Annotated in this window: 17 protein-coding genes; 13 read left to right on the top strand and 4 right to left on the bottom strand. The window is 70.8% G+C overall.

The annotated features are described in order from the left end of the window. Nucleotides 1-135 precede the first annotated feature (135 nt). The 6 genes from recA (at nt 136) to dapF (ending at nt 6,033) form a co-directional block, all read left to right on the top strand. Complete coding sequence (gene recA / locus ACVN90_RS06680) at nt 136-1,185, top strand: recombinase RecA (RefSeq protein WP_045297268.1); 1,050 nt, start codon at nt 136-138, stop codon at nt 1,183-1,185. 365 nt (nt 1,186-1,550) lie between these two features. Next, complete coding sequence (locus ACVN90_RS06685; protein WP_475101360.1) at nt 1,551-2,042, top strand: regulatory protein RecX; 492 nt, start codon at nt 1,551-1,553, stop codon at nt 2,040-2,042. Between the two features lie 158 nt (nt 2,043-2,200). Further along, nucleotides 2,201-3,751 (top strand): tRNA (N6-isopentenyl adenosine(37)-C2)-methylthiotransferase MiaB, encoded by a 1,551-nt coding sequence (miaB, locus tag ACVN90_RS06690; RefSeq protein WP_475101361.1) that lies wholly within the window; start codon nt 2,201-2,203, stop codon nt 3,749-3,751. Nucleotides 3,752-3,758: 7 nt separating this feature from the next. Further along, nucleotides 3,759-4,697 carry a tRNA (adenosine(37)-N6)-dimethylallyltransferase MiaA gene (miaA, locus tag ACVN90_RS06695; RefSeq protein ID WP_475101363.1) on the top strand — a complete coding sequence of 313 codons (939 nt, stop codon included), beginning with the start codon at nt 3,759-3,761 and terminating at the stop codon, nt 4,695-4,697. Further along, entirely contained in the window at nt 4,694-5,116 is a 423-nt protein-coding gene (locus tag ACVN90_RS06700) for a GNAT family acetyltransferase (RefSeq protein ID WP_475101364.1), read from the top strand. The genes miaA and ACVN90_RS06700 overlap by 4 nt, the downstream gene beginning before the upstream one ends. 44 nt (nt 5,117-5,160) lie before the next feature. Next, nucleotides 5,161-6,033, top strand: coding sequence for a diaminopimelate epimerase (dapF, locus tag ACVN90_RS06705; protein ID WP_475101365.1), 873 nt, complete (start codon nt 5,161-5,163; stop codon nt 6,031-6,033). 6 nt (nt 6,034-6,039) lie between these two features. Here dapF and ACVN90_RS06710 read toward each other — a convergent pair whose 3' ends face one another. Continuing rightward, complete coding sequence (locus ACVN90_RS06710; protein ID WP_475101366.1) at nt 6,040-6,696, bottom strand: class I SAM-dependent methyltransferase; 657 nt, start codon at nt 6,694-6,696, stop codon at nt 6,040-6,042. 116 nt (nt 6,697-6,812) lie between these two features. On the opposite strand from ACVN90_RS06710, the gene hflX reads away from it, so the two are divergent. Further along, nucleotides 6,813-8,330: a GTPase HflX gene (gene hflX, locus ACVN90_RS06715; RefSeq protein ID WP_475101367.1), complete on the top strand. Its 1,518-nt coding sequence runs from the start codon at nt 6,813-6,815 to the stop codon at nt 8,328-8,330. 24 nt (nt 8,331-8,354) lie between these two features. Here hflX and ACVN90_RS06720 read toward each other — a convergent pair whose 3' ends face one another. Further along, nucleotides 8,355-10,280, bottom strand: a complete 1,926-nt coding sequence (locus tag ACVN90_RS06720) for an alpha/beta hydrolase family protein (RefSeq protein WP_475101368.1) — start codon at nt 10,278-10,280, stop codon at nt 8,355-8,357. 275 nt (nt 10,281-10,555) lie between these two features. On the opposite strand from ACVN90_RS06720, the gene ACVN90_RS06725 reads away from it, so the two are divergent. Both ACVN90_RS06725 and metE read left to right on the top strand, forming a co-directional pair. Beyond that, a complete protein-coding gene (locus ACVN90_RS06725) occupies nt 10,556-11,518 on the top strand; it encodes a methylenetetrahydrofolate reductase (RefSeq protein WP_475101369.1) in 963 nt (320 codons plus the stop codon). A gap of 96 nt (nt 11,519-11,614) precedes the next feature. After that, on the top strand, nt 11,615-13,951 hold the full coding sequence (gene metE, locus ACVN90_RS06730; RefSeq protein ID WP_475101370.1) for a 5-methyltetrahydropteroyltriglutamate--homocysteine S-methyltransferase: 2,337 nt from the start codon (nt 11,615-11,617) through the stop codon (nt 13,949-13,951). On the opposite strand, the gene ACVN90_RS06735 is transcribed toward metE, so the two are convergent. Both ACVN90_RS06735 and lexA read right to left on the bottom strand, forming a co-directional pair. Further along, a complete protein-coding gene (locus tag ACVN90_RS06735) occupies nt 13,948-15,474 on the bottom strand; it encodes a hypothetical protein (RefSeq protein ID WP_475101371.1) in 1,527 nt (508 codons plus the stop codon). The genes metE and ACVN90_RS06735 overlap by 4 nt on opposite strands. A gap of 113 nt (nt 15,475-15,587) precedes the next feature. Beyond that, nucleotides 15,588-16,268: a transcriptional repressor LexA gene (gene lexA / locus ACVN90_RS06740; RefSeq protein WP_045297256.1), complete on the bottom strand. Its 681-nt coding sequence runs from the start codon at nt 16,266-16,268 to the stop codon at nt 15,588-15,590. Nucleotides 16,269-16,531: 263 nt separating this feature from the next. On the opposite strand from lexA, the gene ACVN90_RS06745 reads away from it, so the two are divergent. From ACVN90_RS06745 to hisH, 4 genes are read left to right on the top strand one after another with little or no spacing between them, the layout of a single operon-like run. Further along, the gene (locus tag ACVN90_RS06745) at nt 16,532-16,942 is read left to right on the top strand and encodes a LysM peptidoglycan-binding domain-containing protein (RefSeq protein WP_475101372.1); all 411 of its coding nucleotides are present in this window, start codon (nt 16,532-16,534) and stop codon (nt 16,940-16,942) included. Between the two features lie 58 nt (nt 16,943-17,000). Beyond that, entirely contained in the window at nt 17,001-18,095 is a 1,095-nt protein-coding gene (locus tag ACVN90_RS06750) for a histidinol-phosphate transaminase (RefSeq protein WP_475102077.1), read from the top strand. After that, nucleotides 18,092-18,700 carry an imidazoleglycerol-phosphate dehydratase HisB gene (hisB, locus tag ACVN90_RS06755; protein WP_475101373.1) on the top strand — a complete coding sequence of 203 codons (609 nt, stop codon included), beginning with the start codon at nt 18,092-18,094 and terminating at the stop codon, nt 18,698-18,700. The genes ACVN90_RS06750 and hisB overlap by 4 nt, the downstream gene beginning before the upstream one ends. Next, nucleotides 18,697-19,368, top strand: a complete 672-nt coding sequence (gene hisH, locus ACVN90_RS06760; protein WP_475101374.1) for an imidazole glycerol phosphate synthase subunit HisH — start codon at nt 18,697-18,699, stop codon at nt 19,366-19,368. Before hisB ends, hisH begins: the two co-directional genes overlap by 4 nt. The last annotated feature ends 25 nt before the right edge of the window (nt 19,369-19,393 follow it).

The raw sequence follows: 19,393 nt of genomic DNA on the forward strand, positions 1-19,393 counted from the left end.
GATGACGGATGTCGGAGCCCCTCCCTAACGTGAACAGCGTCGAACGACACCTCACGCCTTGTCGCAGCATCCATCCCACCGGGGTGGAGCGCGACAGCCTACAGGCGACGGAACGCGAGCATAGAGGAGCACGTCATGCCATCACCCGTTGACCGCGAGAAGGCCCTGGAATCGGCCCTCGCCCAGATCGACCGGCAGTTCGGGAAGGGCTCGGTGATGCGGCTCGGCAGCGACGAGCGCGCTCCCGTCGAGGTCGTGCCCACCGGCTCGATCGCCCTCGATGTCGCGCTCGGCATCGGCGGTCTCCCGCGCGGCCGCATCATCGAGATCTACGGACCGGAGTCGTCGGGTAAGACGACGCTGACCTTGCACGCGATCGCCAACGCCCAGCGCGCCGGCGGCATCGCGGCGTTCATCGATGCGGAGCACGCGCTCGACCCCGACTACGCGCAGAAGCTCGGCGTCGACATCGACGCGCTGCTCGTCTCGCAGCCCGACACGGGTGAGCAGGCGCTCGAGATCGCCGACATGCTCGTGCGCTCCGGCGCGATCGACCTCATCGTGATCGACTCCGTCGCCGCCCTCGTGCCCAAGGCCGAGATCGAAGGCGAAATGGGCGATTCTCACGTGGGTCTGCAGGCGCGCCTCATGTCGCAGGCGCTGCGCAAGCTCACCGGTGGCCTCAACCAGACCAACACCACGATGATCTTCATCAACCAGCTGCGCGAGAAGATCGGTGTGTTCTTCGGCTCGCCCGAGACCACCGCAGGCGGTAAGGCGCTCAAGTTCTACGCCTCGGTCCGTCTCGACATCCGGCGTATCGAGACCCTGAAAGACGGAGCGGAGGCTGTCGGTAACCGCACGCGCGTCAAGGTCGTCAAGAACAAGATGGCGCCGCCGTTCAAGCAGGCCGAGTTCGACATCCTCTATGGCGTGGGCATCTCGCGCGAGGGCAGCCTCATCGACTTCGGCGTGGAGCACGCCATCGTCAAGAAGTCCGGCGCCTGGTACACCTACGAGGGCGAGCAGCTCGGGCAGGGCAAGGAGAACGCCCGCAACTTCCTCCTCAAGAACCCGGATGTCGCGGCCGAGATCGAGACGAAGATCAAGACGAAGCTCGGCATCGGCGTGCCCAAGGCCACGGGCGAGGTCGCGGACGAGCTGGCGGCGCGCCGCCCGGCCTGATGGTCCGTTTCGTCGACAGCGGTGGCGAGTCCGACGTCCGGAATGACGACGGACTCGCCCCCGTGACCTCGCTCTTCGGCGACGGCGGAGCGCGGGAGTACCCGAAGACCGCGACAGACGTGCGCCGGCAACTCGAAGGCCGTGTTCCCGCGAGCCGTGGCGGGACGGACTCCTGGTCCGCGCCCAGCCCGTCGCCTGCGCCGTCCGCGGCTGAGTGGCGGACGGAATGGGACGACCAGCCGGGCGCAGACACGAGCCCCAGCGCCGGCTCCGGGCCGGAGCGGAACGCCAGTCCTATCGACCTCGACACAGAGCGCGCCGGCAGAGCCCTTTCCGGCAGGAGTCGACGAAGCGCGCCGGAGAGCGTGGGATCCGCCGACGCCGCCGAGCTCGGCTTGCTGAAGAAGCTCCGTGCCCGTCAACTCTCCGTCTCGGAGGCGAAGACGTATCTCGGCCAGTTCGAACTCGGCAGCGAAGGCGTCGAGGCGATCCTCGAGGCCTTCCTCGAGCGCGCCTACCTCGACGACGCCCGGCTCGCGGAGCAGCTCGTCCACGCCGGCGTCGACCGCAAGGGCCAGGGGCGGCAGGCGATCTCGCAGAGCCTCGCGAAGCGGGGTGTACCTCGCGACGTCGCCGATGCGGCGCTCGCGGAGCTGCCAGACGACGACACCGAGCGCGCCCTCGAGTTCGCGAGGTCCAAAGCGGGCTCCATGCGCGGGCTCGAGCGGGATGTCGCGCTCCGCCGCCTCGCCGGCCAGCTCGCGCGACGCGGGTACGGCGGCTCGTCGGCGCTCAACGCCGCACGGCAGGCGCTGGATGAAGCGACGCGTCCCTCCGGGCGCGTGCGATTCGACTGACACTGCGGCGCGAGCGCATCCCGCGGGAAGACCCCGCACGCCAACCTCGGCCTCGCGCTGGATCGGCTCGAGGCGGGGCTGAGCGCTCCTGACCTTCGGGGACGCAGCATCCACCACCAGCCTCCGTGCATGCGGACGGATCGTAGAATGGCGGGATCATGTCTTCCCCTTCCGCCACCCCGACTCTCATCGCGCCCTCCGAGGCCGCGCACGATGTCGACGGCCGTGCGCGCACGTACGAGGTGCGCACGTTCGGCTGCCAGATGAACGTGCACGACTCCGAGCGCCTCTCCGGTTCGCTCGAGAGCGCCGGCTACGTCCGCGCCGAGGCAGGCGAAGAGGCCGACGTCGTCGTCATCAACACCTGCGCCGTGCGCGACAACGCGGCCGGCAAGCTCTACGGCACGCTCGGTCACCTCAAGTCCCGCAAGGACAAGCACGAGGGCATGCAGATCGCCGTCGGCGGCTGCCTCGCGCAGATGGACAAGGACGTCGTCCAGCAGAAGGCGCCGTGGGTCGACGTCGTCTTCGGCACCCACAACATGGGGTCGCTGCCGAGCCTCCTCGAGCGCGCGCGCCACAATGGCGAGGCCGAACTCGAGATCCTCGAGGCGCTCGAGATCTTCCCATCGACGCTGCCCACGAAGCGCGACAGCGTGCACAGCGGATGGGTGTCGATCTCGGTCGGCTGCAACAACACCTGCACGTTCTGCATCGTGCCGAGCCTCCGCGGCAAGGAGAAGGATCGCCGCCCCGGCGACATCCTGAACGAGATCCGCCTGCTCGTCGACGACGGCGCGATGGAGATCACCCTCCTCGGCCAGAACGTCAACTCGTACGGCGTCGAGTTCGGCGACCGGCAGGCGTTCGGCAAGCTGCTGCGCGCCGCCGGCGAGATCGAGGGCCTCGAGCGCATCCGCTTCACGAGCCCGCACCCCGCCGCGTTCACCGACGACGTCATCGACGCGATGGCCGAGACCCCGGCCGTCATGCCGCAGCTGCACATGCCGCTGCAGTCGGGCAGCGACCGCATCCTCAAGGCGATGCGCCGGTCGTACCGCAGCGAGAAGTTCCTCGGCATCCTCGATCGGGTCCGCGAGAAGATGCCCGACGCCGCCATCACCACCGACATCATCGTGGGTTTCCCGGGCGAGACCGACGAGGACTTCGAGGACACGATGCGCGTCGTCGAGCAGGCGCGGTTCGCCAGCGCCTTCACGTTCCAGTACTCGATCCGCGAGGGCACCCCGGCGGCCACCATGCCCGACCAGGTGCCCAAGGAGATCGTGCAGGCGCGCTACGAGCGCCTCGCCGCCCTGCAGGAGCGCATCTCGCGCGAAGAGAACGAGAAGCAGCTCGGCCGCGAGCTGCAGGTGCTCGTCTCGACCGGCGAGGGCAAGAAGGACGCCGAGACCCACCGCCTCACAGGCCGCGCCGAAGACAACCGGCTCGTGCACTTCGAGGTGCCCGCGGGCTCCGAGATCCCGCGCCCCGGTGACGTCGTCGCGGTCGTGGTGACGCACGCCGCGCCGTTCCACCTGCTCGCCGACTCCGTCGACGGCGCGCCGCTGCGCATCCGCCGCACGCGGTCCGGTGACGCGTGGGATCGGGCGCAGGCCGAGTCGTGCGGCATCCCCGCGCCCGCGGGCGAGACCGGCGCGCCGCGCGCGGTCTCACTCGGGCTGCCGACGCTGCGCATCGGCGTCTGACCCCTCCGTGAACAACCCGGCCGCAGCCGCAGCGGCACCGCGCCTGTGGGCAGTCGTCGGCGCGACGGGGACGGGCAAGACCGCACTGTCGCTCGAGCTCGCCGAAGCGCTCGCCGCGGGAGGCCGCCCGGCCGAGATCGTGAACGCCGATGCGATGCAGTTCTATCGCGGCATGGATATCGGCACTGCGAAGCTTCCCGAGGCCGAGCGGCGAGGCATCCGTCATCACCTCTTCGACGAGCTGGACGTCACCGAAGACGCCGCGGTCGCCTGGTATCAGCATGCTGCGCGCACGGCGATCCGCGAGATCCACGGTCGCGGCGCCGACGCCGTGCTGGTCGGCGGGTCCGGGCTCTACGTGTCGAGCGTGCTGTTCGACTTCCGCTTCCCGCCGCGCGACGAGGAGCTGCGCGCCCGACTCGAGGCGGAGCTCGAAGAGTGCGGCCCCGGTGCCCTCTACGCCCGTCTGCGCGAGCTCGACGCCGCGACCGCGGCGAAAGTCGACCCGCGCAACGGCCGCCGCATCGTTCGCGCCCTCGAGGTGCTCGAGCTCGGTGAGCGCACGCACGGCGCGATGCTGCCCGACGAGCCCGTGCTCTGGCACGAAGACACCCGCATCATCGGCGTCGCGGTGCCGCGTGACGAACTCGTGGTCCGTCTCGACGCGCGCGTGGAGGCGATGTGGCGGGACGGGCTGCTCGACGAGGTGCGGGCGCTGCGCGAGCACGGCCTCGAGCGCGGCGTGACCGCGCGCCGTGCCATCGGCTACGCGCAGGCGCTGGCGCAGCTCGAGGGCGAGATGACCGAGGCCGAGGCGATCGCCGAGACGCAGGCTCTCACGCGCCGCTATGCGCGGCGTCAGGTGTCGTGGTTCAAGCGGTACGACGGTCTGCGGTGGGTGGATCCGGGAACGGATGCCGCGGCCCTGGCAGACTCGTGGGCATGAGCATCGCGATCCGGGCCTTCGATCTCCCCGACACCGAGTCCGTCGTCTCGCTGTGGCAGCAGACGGGGCTCACGCGGCCGTGGAACAACCCGTACCAGGACATCCGCCGCAAGCTCTCGGTGCAGCCGGAGCTGTTCCTCGTCGCCGTCGACGACCGGACGATCGTCGGCACGGTCATGGCCGGCTACGACGGCCACCGCGGCTGGCTCTACTACCTCGCGAGCGCGCCGGAGCGGCGCGGCGAGGGGATCGCCCGCAAGCTCGTGGCCGAAGCGGAGGAGCTCCTCACCGAGATGGGCTGCCCGAAGGTGCAGCTCATGGTGCGCCCCGAGAACGGAATCGCTCAGGGGTTCTACGAGGCGCTCGGCTACGAGCCGTTCGAGACCTGGAACACCGGCAAGCGCCTCATCGCCGACTGAGCCGGCCGGGCCGGCGCCACGGATCGCGCCCGTAGACTGGGGCGATGCCGCAGACGATCGCGTTCACCAAGGGCCACGGCACCGGCAACGACTTCGTGATCGTCCCAGACCCCGACGGCACGCTCGACCTCTCGGACGACCAGGTCGCCGTGCTGTGCGACCGGCGCTTCGGCATCGGCGGCGACGGCATTCTGCGCGTGGTGCGCGCGAGCGCGATCGACGAGGGCGCCGAGGCGGCAGCCTCCGGAGCCGAATGGTTCATGGACTACCGCAACGCCGACGGCTCGAAGGCCGAGATGTGCGGCAACGGCGTGCGGGTCTTCGTGCGCTACCTGGTCGACGTCGGCTGGGCCGAGGTTGACGGCACGCCCCTCAAGGTGGGCACGCGCGCGGGCATCAAGACGGTGACCCGCAGCGACCGCGGCTACGAGGTCGACCTCGGGCCGTTCGTCGTCGACGACTCCGGAGTGCTCGTCCGCACGCGCGGCGGGGGCGCACCGCGCCCCGGCGTCGGCATCGACGTGGGCAATCCGCACGTCGTGGTGGCGTTGCCCGACGACACCGAGCTCGAGGGCCTGGATCTCGCGGCGCAGCCGCTGCTTCAGCCCGAGCCGCTCCACGGCGCCAACGTCGAGTTCGTGGTTCCGAGCGACCCGCTCGTACACGAGGGTGTCGGCTCGATCCGCATGCGCGTGTTCGAGCGCGGTGTCGGCGAGACGCTGAGCTGCGGCACCGGCGTCGCCGCCGCGGCGCTCGCGGTGCGCCACTGGGCGGGCCCCGCGGCCCCGGATCACTGGGTCGTCGAGGTGCCCGGCGGCACGCTCGGTGTGCGCATGCCGGAGGTCGACGGCCAGAGGCACGTCTTGCTCTCGGGTCCCGCGACTCTCGTCTACACCGGCGAGGTCACGCTCGCGTAGCGGACCTCAGGGCTCGGGGAGCTCGGGCAGGTCGATCGGCTCGCTCGGCGGCGAGCCGTGGCGGCGCACCTTCAGCACGCGGAAACCGCGAGCGGTCGCCGCGCGATGCACGGTGAAGCGCCGGTCGAGCGTCGCGGCGAGCCAGCGCTGCAGCGAATCCGAGCCGAGGTTGCGCTGCACCACGAGCCACGCGTCCGCGCGCTCGTCGAGCCGGGGGAGCCAGCGTTCCAGCAGGCCGTGCAGCTCGTTCTTGCCCACACGGATCGGCGGATTCGACCGGATCGTGCGGAACAGGAGGTCGTCGGGAACATCGTCGGGCAGCGAAGCGTTGACGTTGTCGAGTCCGAGTGCCGAAGCGTTGCGGCGCACCAGGTCGAGCGCTCGTTCGTTCACATCGACGGCCCACACCGTCGCGTGAGGCGCATCGAGCGCGAGGCTGAGTGCGATCGGACCCCACCCGCACCCGAGGTCGAGGAAGTTCCCGCTCGCCGGAGGCGGGGGAGTGTTCGACAGCAGCACCGCGGTTCCCGAGTCCACGTGATCGGGGCTGAAAACGCCCCCGGCAGTCGTGACCTCGAGATCGCGACCGGCGAGTGTGACCCGGATGCGGCGCAGATTCTCGGGGCTGGCGGGCGTCGCACTGAAATAGTGGTCACTCCCCATGGCTGATGAGCCTAGCGGAGGTGGTCTGCACAACGGGAAGCTAGAATTCACGGATGCCGCGAACCGGCCGATGAGCGGCGGAAAACGGCATCCAACGCCAATAAGCAAAGGAACACATGACGGATACCACGACACCCCAGAGCACCGACGAGACGCCGGTGGACCCGGTGGATCGCGTGCTGGCGCGCGCCGAGGCGCGCTCGGGGGTGCACGTCTTCGGAGCGGCCCAGGCGCTCCAGGACGAGGCCACGATCGGGCGTGCCGACACCGACGGCGAGCAGTGGGACCGCGAGGAGCGTGCCGCGCTGCGCCGCGTCCCCGGGCTCTCCACCGAACTCGAGGACGTCACAGAGGTCGAGTATCGGCAGCTGCGCCTCGAGAACGTCGTTCTCGTCGGCGTGCACGCGCAGGGCGAGACGGAGGACGCCGAGAACTCGCTGCGCGAGCTCTCGGCGCTGGCGGAGACCGCCGGCGCCGTCGTTCTCGACGGCGTGCTGCAGCGGCGCCCCCACCCCGACCCCGCGACCTATGTGGGCCGCGGCAAGGCGGAGGAGCTGCGCGACATCGTCGCCTCGGTCGGCGCCGACACCGTGATCGCCGACACCGAGCTCGCGCCCAGCCAGCGGCGCGCTCTCGAGGACGTCGTCAAGGTCAAGGTGATCGACCGCACCACGGTGATCCTCGACATCTTCAGCCAGCACGCCAAGAGCCGCGAGGGCAAGGCCCAGGTCGAGCTCGCACAGCTCGAGTACCTCCTCCCGCGCCTGCGCGGGTGGGGTGACTCGATGAGCCGCCAGGCCGGTGGCCAGGTGGGCGCCGGCGGCGCGGGCATGGGCTCGCGCGGTCCCGGTGAGACCAAGATCGAGCTCGACCGCCGCCGCATCCGCACGCGCATGGCGCAGCTGCGCAGGCAGATCCGCGACTTCGCGCCCGCGCGCGACGCCAAGCGCGCCGAGCGCAAGCGCAACACGATCCCGTCGGTCGCGATCGCCGGCTACACCAACGCCGGCAAGTCGTCCCTGCTCAACCGCCTCACGAGCGCGGGCGTGCTCGTCGAGAACGCCCTGTTCGCGACGCTGGACGCCACCGTGCGGCGCACCGAGACCGGCGACGGCCGCATCTACACGCTCACCGACACCGTCGGGTTCGTGCGGAACCTGCCGCACCAGCTCGTCGAGGCATTCCGCTCGACGCTCGAAGAGGTCGGCGACGCCGACGTCATCGTGCACGTGGTCGACGGCTCGCACCCCGACCCGGCCGCGCAGCTGGCGACGGTGCGCGATGTCATCGGTGACGTGGGCGCGCGGGACATCCCGGAGATCATCGTCTTCAACAAGGCCGACCTGATCGACGACGACGCCCGCCTGCTGCTGCGCGGACTCGAACCGAAAGCCGTGTTCGCGTCCTCCCGCACCGGCGAGGGGATCGACGAGCTTCGGGCCCTCATCGAGGACACGCTGCCGTTGCCGGCCGTCGAGGTGCGGGCGCTCGTGCCTTACGACCGCGGCGACCTGGTCTCGGCGATCCACGAGCAGGGCATGATCCTGTCGCAGGAGCACGAGGAGGGCGGCACCGCGGTGCACGCGCGCGTCGGCGAGCACCTCGCCGCGCGCCTCGCCCCCTTCACGGTCTGAGACCGGCAGCCGCCGCTCGAGCCCCTAGTCGAGCTCGAGCGGCGGCACACCCGGTGTCTCGAAGCCGAACACCTGACCGAGGAATGCGAGCTCGGCCTCCATGGTGCGCACCAGCGTCGTCGCGCTGCGGAAGCCGTGCCCCTCGCCCTCGAACGCGAGGTAGGCGTGCGCGACGCCGTTCGCGGCGAGGGCGTCCCGAACGGCCTCGGACTGCGACGGTGGCACGACGAGGTCGTCGAGGCCCTGCTCGATGAGCAGCGGGGTGCGCAGGCGATCGAGGTGCGACAGCGGCGACCGCTCGACGTACAGCGCCTCGGCCTCGGGCAGCGGCCCGACCATGCCGTCGAGGTAGCGGGCTTCGAAGTCGTGCGTGTCTTCGGCGAGCGTGCGGAGGTCCGCCACGCCGTACCGGCTGATGCCGGCGCCGAACGTGTCGGAGTTGGTCAGCGCGCACAAGACCGTCCAGCCGCCTGCCGAGCCGCCCGCGATCGCGAGCCGGCGCTCGTCGGCCGCGCCCGCCTCCGCGAGTCCGTGCGCTGCGGCCACGACGTCGTCCACATCGACGACTCCCCACTGCCCGAGCAGGCGCTCGCGGTAGGCGCGGCCGTAGCCGCTGGATCCGCCGTAGTTCACGTCGAGCACGCCGATTCCGCGGCTGGTCAAGTAGGCGATCTTCCCGGATGCTGCGCCCCCGACGTGATCGGTCGGACCGCCGTGCACGAACACGACGTACGGGGGCCGCTCGTCGTCAGGGCCGACCACGCCTGGGTTCGCGGGCGCGTAGTCGAACGCGTGCACGGGTCCGTGCGGCCCGGGCACGGTGACTGCGCGGGAGCGCGGCATCCATTCGGCTCCCCAGGGTGAACCGCCTCCCACGACCAGACGCGTGGCAGCGGGGTCGTCGACGTCGACCTCCCAGAGCCCCGCACCGCCGGAGACGAGGACGCGCCGGCCGCGGGCGTCTTCGATCGACAGGCGGGTGACGGCGTCGACCTGCAGCGGGCGGCTGCCGCCGGCGCCGTCGAGCAGCACGAGTTCTTCGGCCCCGTTCGTCTGCACCGCGACGATGCCCCCGTCGCCGAGCAGGGTGAACCACCGCGTGCCCAGCACCCACAGCGGACCACCGGTGTCGGCATCCACCTCCGCCACCGGCTCGTGGCGGAGGTCTGCGGTGAGTCGCAGCCGCCACAGGTTCCACCGGCCGGTGGGATCGTCGGCGTAGACGAGGTCGTCGTCGTCGACCCACTCGGGCTGCAGCGGCGACGAACCGCCGCCGGCGACGGTGGTCCACTCCGGGCCATCGCCGCCCTCGAGCCGGCAGACGCGGAGCTCCGCACGGTCCCAGGCCATGTGCGGGTGGTCCCACGCGATCCAGGCGAGACGCGAGCCGTCCGGCGACAGCGCGGGGTGGGCCACGAAGTCGCTGCCGCTCGCGAGCGAGGTCAGGCGCGCAGCATCCACGCCTCTGCCGTCTTGGGGGATCTCCACGATGTCGCGAGCCGGCACGGCGGTGCCGCGGGTGTGGTCCTCGCGCACGGCGAGCAGGCGGCCGTGCTGCAGCGTGAGGCCGCCGAAGCGGACGTCGCCGGCGTCGGGCGTGAGCGGGCGCGGCTTGCCGCCGGGTTCCAGCCCCCAGATGCGCTGGTCGGCCTTCTCGACGAAGTACAGCACGCCGTCGTCGTCTGCCGTCCACGAGCCTCCGCCGTACTCGTGCACGCGCGATCGGGCGCTCCACGGTGCCGGCAGCACGTCGACGACGGCTCCGGATGCTGCCCGCCTCCGCACGGCGGAGCGGCCGCCTTCTTCGGGCACGGACTCGCCCCACCACACCTCCGGCTCGTCCGCGCCGACGAAGCGCGCACCCTCCAGACGCGGTGAGGCCGCGGAGACCTCCGCGGCGGTGATGGGGGAGGGCCAGCTGCCGTAGGGGAGAACGTCAGGTGTCGTCACGCACACCACGGTACGACGAAGCCCACGGGAGCTGCGATCGAAACAGAACGTCACAGGCGACACAGCGACCGCGAGCTCCGCTACCGTGGACGCATCGTCGCCCGGTCGTCCTCACGGACGCCCCGAACCTCGGGGCCCGGGCAGGAGCGACAGCCGAGCCCGGCACCCGCCCGCGAATGACACCCCTTCCGCCGTCCCGGTGGGTGGAGGTGCCGCGGCCGCCCGGGCCTTCCCGTACGGCTCAGCCCTGTCCGCCGATCCCTGAGAAGCAGGCCATGTCGATCGACCTGAGCACTCCTCCCGTGCCGATCTCCTTCGAGGTGTACCCGCCGCGCTCCGACGCGGGCTTCGCCGCCCTCCACGAGACGATCCGCCACCTGGCGTCGGTCGACCCGCGATTCATCTCCGTGACATACGGCGCCGGCGGCTCCACCGGTGGTCGCTCGCTCGAGCTGCTGACCCACATCCTGCGCGAGACCCACGTCGAGCCGCTCGCGCACCTCACGTGCGTCGGGAACACCTACGCCGGCGCGAACGCGCTGATCCGGGAGTTCCTGGATGCCGGGATCACGAGCTTCCTCGCGCTCCGCGGCGATCCGCCGGCCGGCGTGTCGGAGGACGACGTCTTCCTCGGCGATCTCGAAGGTGCGGCGCAGCTCGTGCAGCTCATCGACCGGGTGCAGGCGGAGCGCGAGCCGTATACCGAGGCACCGATCCCCGGCGTGCCGGGCGCGGTGCGGCTGGCGGAGCGTCCGCGCGTCGACATCGCCGTGGCCGCGTTCCCCAACGGCCACCCGCGGTCGCGGCATACGTTCGAAGACATCGATGCTCTCCTCGCGAAGCAGGCGGCCGGCGCGACGCTCGCGATCACGCAGCTCTTCTTCCACGCCGACGACTACCTCGCGTTCGTGCAGCGATCTCGAGAGGCCGGCGTCACGATCCCCATCCTTCCCGGCATCATGCCGATCACCTCGCCCATGCGACTGCGCCGCGTGCTCGAGCTGACCGGGGAGCAGCTGCCGGCGGACCTCGCCATCGCGCTCGATCTCGAGCCGACCGCGGAAGGACAGCGCGAGGTGGGCGTCGCCCACGCCGCGCGTCTCGCCCGTGAGGTCGTGGACGGCGGCGCTCCCGGCGTCCATCTGTACGCGTTCAACAACCACGACACGGTCCTCGACGTGCTGCGTGAAGCCGGGGTGCTCGCCCCGGCCGCGCGGATGCCCGACGCCGTCCGCTGAGCCCGGACGCCGCGATCCGTCGGATGCCCCGACGGTCTCTTCGGCGACCCCGTGAACCCCCCACCCCGAGAAGAACGAAGCGAAAGAGAGAGCACGATGACCGAACCCCGCGCCACCTTCCCGCACGGCACGATCCTGGGTTATCCCCGCATCGGGCGCCGCCGCGAGCTCAAGCGCGCCGTCGAGGAGTACTGGTCCGGCAAGACCGACGCCGAGACCCTCGAGCAGACGGCTGCCGACCTGCGCCGCGCGACGCGCGAGCGCCTGGCCGAGCTCGGCCTCGGCCGCGACGACTCGTCGATCCCGGAGTCGTTCTCGTTCTATGACCAGGTGCACGACGCGGCTGTCGCGGTCGGCGTGCTGCCCGAGCGGTTCGCCGCGCTGCGCGACGCCGACGGCGGCATCGGTCTGGACGCGTACTTCACCGCCGCCCGCGGCGCGGGCGAGGACGCCCCTCTCGAGATGACCAAGTGGTTCGACACGAACTACCACTACCTCGTGCCCGAGATCGGCCCCGAGACGGTCTTCGCCCTCTCTGACGACCGCTTCGCACGGCAGGTGGCCGAGGCGAAAGCCGACGGCTTCACCGTGCGCCCGGTCATCGTCGGTCCGGTGACGCTTCTGGCTCTCGCGAAGGCGACGGATGCTGCCCCCCAGGGCTTCGACCCTGTCCAGCGTCTCGACGATCTGCTGCCGGTCTACGCCGAGCTGCTCGCGGGCCTGCGGGCCGCGGGCGCCGAGTGGGTGCAGCTCGACGAGCCCGCGCTCGTGAGCGAGAGCCTGCCCTCAGACGCGGCGGCATTGGCGGATGCTGCCGCTCGTGCCTACACCACGCTGGGGGTCCGCGCCGATCGACCCGCGATCCTCGTCGCGGCGGGTTACGCACAGCTGTCGCGCGAGGCCTGGACGGCGCTCGCCGCGGCTCCGATCGAGGCCGTCGCCATCGACCTGACCCGCGGTGCCGTGCCCGAGGCCGTGCCGGGCCTCGACCGTAAGACGCTCGTGGGCGGCGTCGTCGACGGCCGCAACGTCTGGCGCGGCGATCTCGACGCCGCGTGGGAGCGACTGCAGGCGCTCAACGCGCTCGGGGCGTCGGAGATCAGCGCGGGCACCTCGACCTCGCTCCAGCATGTGCCCCACGACGTGGCCGACGAGTCCGCGCTCGACCCGCGACTCGCGTCGTGGCTCGCGTTCGCCGACCAGAAGGTCGCCCAGGTGGTGACGCTCGCGACGGGTCTGGTCGACGGGCGCGGGGCCATCGCGGAGCCGCTGGCCGCAGCATCCGCCGCCCTCGCCGACCGCCGCAGCGCACCCGGCGTCCGCGACGGCGCGGTGCGCGCGCGGGCGACGGTGCTGGGCGCCGGAGACTTCGAGCGCGGCGACTACGACACCCGCGTCGCCGCGCAGGACGCGGAGCTCGGGCTCCCCGTGCTGCCCACCACCACGATCGGGTCGTTCCCGCAGACGGGCGACATCCGCCGTGCCCGCGCCCGTCACGGCCGCGGCGAGCTCGGCGTCGACGAGTACGAGCGGTTCCTGCGCGACGAGATCGCGCGCGTCGTGACGCTGCAGGAGGAGATCGGCCTCGACGTCCTGGTGCACGGTGAGGCCGAGCGCAACGACATGGTGCAGTACTTCGCCGAGAACCTCGACGGCTTCGCGGTGACCGAGAACGGCTGGGTGCAGTCGTACGGCTCGCGGGCCACACGCCCCTCGATCCTGTGGGGCGACGTCTCACGCCCTGCGGCGATCACGGTCGCATGGTCGACGTTCGCACAGTCGCTCACCGACAAGCCCATGAAGGGGATGCTGACGGGGCCGGTCACGATCCTGGCGTGGTCGTTCGTCCGCGACGACCAGCCGCTGGGGGAGACCGCCAACCAGGTGGCGCTGGCCCTGCGCGATGAGATCGCCGACCTCGAGGAGGCGGGTATCCGCGTCATCCAGGTCGACGAGCCGGCTTTGCGGGAGCTGCTTCCGCTCAAGACGGCCGATCAGCCGGCCTACCTCGAGTGGTCGGTCGGCTCGTTCCGCCTCGCCACGGCGGGCGCGGCGGCGGCGACGCAGGTGCACACGCACCTCTGCTACTCGGAGTTCGACGTGGTCATCGACGCGATCGCGGCGCTCGACGCCGACGTGACCTCGATCGAGGCCGCCCGCAGCCGCGGCGAAGTGATCGGCGACATCCGGGTGTCGGGCTTCGCCGCCGGCATCGGTCCGGGCGTCTACGACATCCACTCGCCGCGCGTGCCGTCGGTCGACGAGATCACCGACCTCCTCGATCGCACGGTCTCCGAGCTCGCGCTGCGCCGCGTCTGGGTCAACCCCGACTGCGGGCTCAAGACCCGCGGGTACGACGAGACGGTCGCCTCTCTGAAGAACCTCGTCGAGGCGACCGGGCTCGTGCGCGAGCGTGTGGAGATCGGCCGCTAAGCGCGGGGCTTCTTCGCGGATGCCTCGGCCGGCGCGGACGCGTCGGCCGAGGCATCCGTCGTCTCGGGGATGACCTCGGTGTCGTTCGCGTCCTCGATGACGGCCGCGTCGGCGTCGATCACGAGGGTGTCGGCGTCGTCGACGACCGCGTCGGCCTCGGCGACGTCGACCGCCAGATCCGCAGCGACGGCGGCAGCCTCTTCCGGGCGGCGCTGCAGGATCTCGCAGATCCACCACACCACGAGCCACACGATCAGGACGAGGAACACCTCGCCGACGCTCAGCGGTCGAAGGAACATGAGCCAGACGATGGCGAGGGCGCCGAGCACGACTCGCACGAGGATCCGCTGCGCATACAGCCACGAGCCGAAGGCGCCGGTGTCGATGCCGCGCCGCAGTGCGGCGCCGCGCACGCCGGCATTGACCGAGGCGACGGCGCCGCGGGTCGCAGCGGCGCCGCGCCAGCGGCCCGACATCCACGCGATCACGGCGATCACGACGCCCAGCAGCGTCAGGACCACGGCAGTGTCGCGCATGGCGCGGGTGATCTGTTCGTACATCGAAGCGAGAGCCCCGGCCGGCACACCCAGGTTCGGGGCGCTCAGTGCGAGCACCGAGCCGCCGATCCCGAGCGCGATCGCGAGGATCCCGGCACCGACGGCGATGCCCACGCCCGTGCCGAGGACCGCGGTGGATCGGCGCCGTGCGATGAGGATGCCCGCGAGGAAGAGCACGAGTGCGATGATCGGTGTCCACCAGCCGGCCGCGACGGCGAGGTTGTAGACGGTGCCGACCACCGTGAGTGCGTCGCTCTGCGCGACGACGATCGTCTTGTCGATGACCGGGATGGATTCGGCGAAGCCGATGCCGCGTTCGACCAGGCGCTTCTTGACCTCCTCGATGATCGGCCCGAGCTGGATGCCCACTTCGCCGGTGTCGCTGATCACGACGGCTCCGCCGGACGTGCCGCCGGCTGCGACGGCCGCCAACGATTTGTGGCTGGCGCGCAGCGCCGTCTCCCACACATCGGCGAACGCATCGGATTGCACCAGGCGCGTCACGGTGGTGTCGACGAGGTTCTGCAGACCTTGGACGGCGGGTGCACGGAGCAGATCGAGCGCGGCGAGAGCGCGCGGCGGCAGATCCAGCTGCTGGATGCCGTCGAACAGATCGTTCGTGAGACCCTCGAGATCGAGAGAGTCCTCGATCGCCGTGGTCACCTGGTCGGCAACGAGCGCTTGCACCTGCGGGTCTTCGGCGAGCGGGGCGAAGGTCTCCACGAACCGGGTCTCGTCGACCAGTTCGACCCGGGCCCACGCCGCGACGATGGAGACAGGCACCAGGATCGTCGCGATGACGATGCACACGGCCGACAGGAACGCGCGCCAGCGGTTGCCGTGCGCCTTCTCTGAAGGAGCTGCCGGTGGCGGCGATCCGGCACGCAGCCGGGCGTTCTCGGATTCGAGGGCGTCGAGGCGTGCGCGGAGCGCGGCGGTCTCATCCGCGGCGGTGACGTCGGTCATTCCCCCCTTATAGCGCCTGGTCGTGACCTACCGCCACCCACCCCGCCGGGTGGTGTCGAACTGTGCCTGAACGAAGCTCGACGATGTCGGGGCGGACGCGCTCCAGGAAGAGGTCAGACCGCGCGCAGCACCGCGACGACCTTGCCGAGCACGGTGGCGTCGTCGCCGAGGATCGGCTCGAACGCGGAGTTGCGGGGGAGCAGCCACGTGTGGCCGTCGCGCTGGCGGAACGTCTTGACGGTCGCCTCGCCATCGAGCATCGCCGCGACGATGTCGCCGTTGTCGGCGGTGGCCTGCGACCGCACCACGACCCAGTCCCCGTCGCAGATCGCCGCGTCGATCATCGACTCGCCCGAGACCTTGAGCATGAACAGGTCGCCCTTGCCGACCAGCTGGCGGGGGAGGGGGAAGATCTCCTCCACCTGCTGCTCGGCGGTGATGGGCACGCCCGCGGCGATGCGGCCGACCAGCGGCACGAGCGCGGCGTCGCCGACCGACGGCGCGGCGTCGGCGGGGCTCTCGGTGGCCGTGCCGGGCAGGTCGATGAGCACCTCCATGGCGCGGGTCTTGCCGGCGTCGCGCCGCAGATAGCCGCTGAGTTCGAGCTGGTTGAGCTGGTGCGTGACGCTCGACAGCGACTTGAGGCCGACCGCATCGCCGATCTCGCGCATGCTGGGCGGATAGCCGTGACGGGCGATCGAGCGCTGGATCACTTCGAGGATCGCGAGCTGCTTGTCGCTCAGGCTCTTGCGCCGGCGGGTCTGGGGCTTCTCTCGCCCGGCCGCGTCGCTCATCTTCCGGCTCCGTCCTGCGCTCGGCCTCCGAGCGCTGTTTCTTCGAATGTCGGAGGCCCGTGGTGGGGTTCTCGTATCGAAACCGTATCCGGATCCCACGCGATGAGGTGGCAACCTCGCCGCGTGTCGCGTTCGAGAGATCGACGTCGGAATCCGGTATTGACATCGTACAGACTCGAAGATAGCTTCGGAAGAGAGGTTCGCATTCTCCACTCCCGACCGAGTGGAGAATGCGAATCTCTCCCCATCAGGAGGAGACGAGCATGACCGCGATCGACTTCACGACGTCCGTCCCGTCGCCGGCCCGCGCCGCCGGCGCGGCAGCCCAGCGCGCCACTCGTGCCGTGACCGGCCGCTCCACGCGTCTCCGGCTGACGCTGCGCGGCCGTCGCGTGCTCGCCGTGCTGGCCGCCCTTCCGGCGGTCGTCGCCCTGAGCGTTGCGGTGCTGGGCGGGGGCGCGGCACTCGCCTCTCGCGACGTAGGCGCACCCGCGGGGTCGTTCACCACGGTCACCGTCTCTGCCGGCGAATCGCTGTGGACGATCGCCGAAGATGTCGCGCCCGACCGCGACCCGCGCGACGTCGTCGACGAGCTGGTGCGCCTGAACGCGCTCGACACCGTCCTCGTGCAGGCGGGGCAGCGCCTCGCGATCCCGACGGCATACGACCGCTGATCCCGGGGTGCGTCGCGCGACGTCACGCGGCGAGGGGGTGATGACCGGCGGGCCTACCATGGGATGGGTGAGTGCACGTCTCGAAGACCTCCCCATACGCGCCGATCTCCGGGGGCAGAAGCCCTACGGCGCCCCGCAGGCACCGCTTCCGGTGGCCCTCAATGTCAACGAGAACACGCATCCGGTTCCGGCCGAGGTCGCCGACGACATCCTCGACTCGATCGCTCTCGCCCTGCGCGACGTCAATCGCTATCCCGATCGTGAGTTCACCGCACTGCGGGAAGGCTTCGCCGACTATCTCGGCCATGGCTTGACACGTGATCAGATCTGGGCGGCGAACGGATCGAACGAAGTGCTGCAGCACATCCTGCAGGCGTTCGCCGGTCCCGGCCGCACCACCTTCGGCTTCACCCCCACGTACTCGATGTACCCGTTGCTCACGCGCGGCACAGGTGCGGAGTGGATCTCGGGTACCCGATCGGCCGACTACACGATCGACGCGGAGGACGCGGCATCCCAGATCTCGGATGCCTCGCCCGATGTGATCTTCCTGTGCTCGCCGAACAACCCGACCGGAACCCCGCTCGGACTCGACGTCGTCGAGGCGGTGTACGAGGCCAGCGAAGGCATCGTCATCGTCGACGAGGCGTACTTCGAGTTCGCCCCGCACGACGAGCGCTCGGCGCTGACGCTGCTGCCCGGGCGTGAGCGACTCGTCGTCTCGCGCACCATGAGCAAGGCGTTCGCCTTCGCGGGTGCCCGCGTCGGCTACCTCGCTGCGGATCCCGCCCTGATCGACGCACTGCGGCTCGTGAGACTCCCGTACCACCTGAGTGCGCTCACGCAGGCGGCGGCGTCCGCCGCACTGCGCCACGCGCCGGTCATGCTGGGCATGGTCGACGAGATCGTCGCGCAGCGCGACCGCATCTCGGCGACCGTCGAGGCGCTCGGCTACACGCCCCACGAGTCGTGGACGAACTTCGTGCTGTTCGGTGGCGTCGCCGATCCGGCTGCGACCTGGAAGGCGCTCTACGACGAGGGCGTGCTCATCCGCGACGTCGGAATCCCGGCGCACCTGCGGGTCACCGCGGGTACCGAGGACGAGACCACCGCGTTCCTCGACGCCCTCGCCTCGGTAGGATCGGCGGCATGAGCGCCGCACCACGTACCGCCTCGCTGCGCCGGGCGACGAGCGAGTCGACTGTCGAGCTCGAGCTCGACCTCGACGGCACGGGTCGCAGCCGGATCGACACCACGGTGCCGTTCTTCGACCACCTTCTGACGGCGTTCGCGAAGCACTCGCTGACCGATCTCACGGTTCGTGCGTCCGGCGACACCGAGATCGACGCCCACCACACGGTGGAAGACATCTCGATCGTGCTCGGCCAGGCGATCCGCGAGGCGCTCGGCGACAAGTCGGGCATCTCTCGCTACGGTGACGCGCTCGTCCCGCTCGATGAGGCGCTCGCGCAGGCTGTGGTCGATATCAGCGGCCGCCCCTACCTCGTGCACACCGGCGAGCCCGCCGGCTTCGAGCACCACCTCATCGGCGGCCACTTCACCGGCTCGCTCGTGCGCCACACATTCGAGGCGATCGCGTTCAACGCGGCGCTGACCGTGCACGTGCGCGTGCTGTCGGGCCGCGACCCGCACCACATCGCCGAAGCGGAGTACAAGGCGTTCGCCCGCGCGTTCCGGCAGGCGAAGGCGCTCGACCCGCTCGTCGACGGCATCCCGAGCACGAAGGGCGCCCTGTGACCGCAAGCGCTCCCTCCGAACAGGAGAAGCCGCTCGTCGCCGTCCTCGACTACGGGTCGGGCAACGTGCATTCCGCAGTCAAGGCGCTGATCGCGGCAGGCGCCGACGCACGACTGACCTCCGATCGTGGCCTCATCATGGATGCGGACGGACTCTTCGTACCCGGCGTCGGCGCATTCCGCGCCGTGGCCGAGGCGCTGCGCGCCAGTCGCGGTGACGAGCTCATCGAACGCCGCCTCGCCGGCGGGCGCCCGGTGATCGGCGTGTGCGTCGGCATGCAGATCTTCTTCGAGCGGGGCGTCGAGCGCGGCGTCGACACCGAGGGTATGGGCGAGTGGCCCGGCGTCGTGACCGAGCTCGACGCCCCCGTCCTGCCCCACATGGGCTGGAACACGGTCGAGCCCGGCGAGGGCTCGCGCCTGTTCCGCGGTATCGAGCACGAGCGCTTCTACTTCGTCCACTCGTTCGGCGCGCAGAAGTGGCTGCTCGACGTGCAGCCGCCCTTCCCCGAGCCCGTTCTGACATGGTGCGACTACGGCACGCCGTTCCTCGCGGCCGTCGAGAACGGGCCGTTGTCGGCCACACAGTTCCACCCGGAGAAGTCCGGGGATGCCGGCATCCGTCTCCTCACGAATTGGATCGACGGCCTCGGCGGGTCTACCCTCTGAGACCGTGCCGTCTGCGCAGGCCCGT

The sequence above is a fragment of the Microbacterium sp. F01 genome (assembly GCF_056156365.1).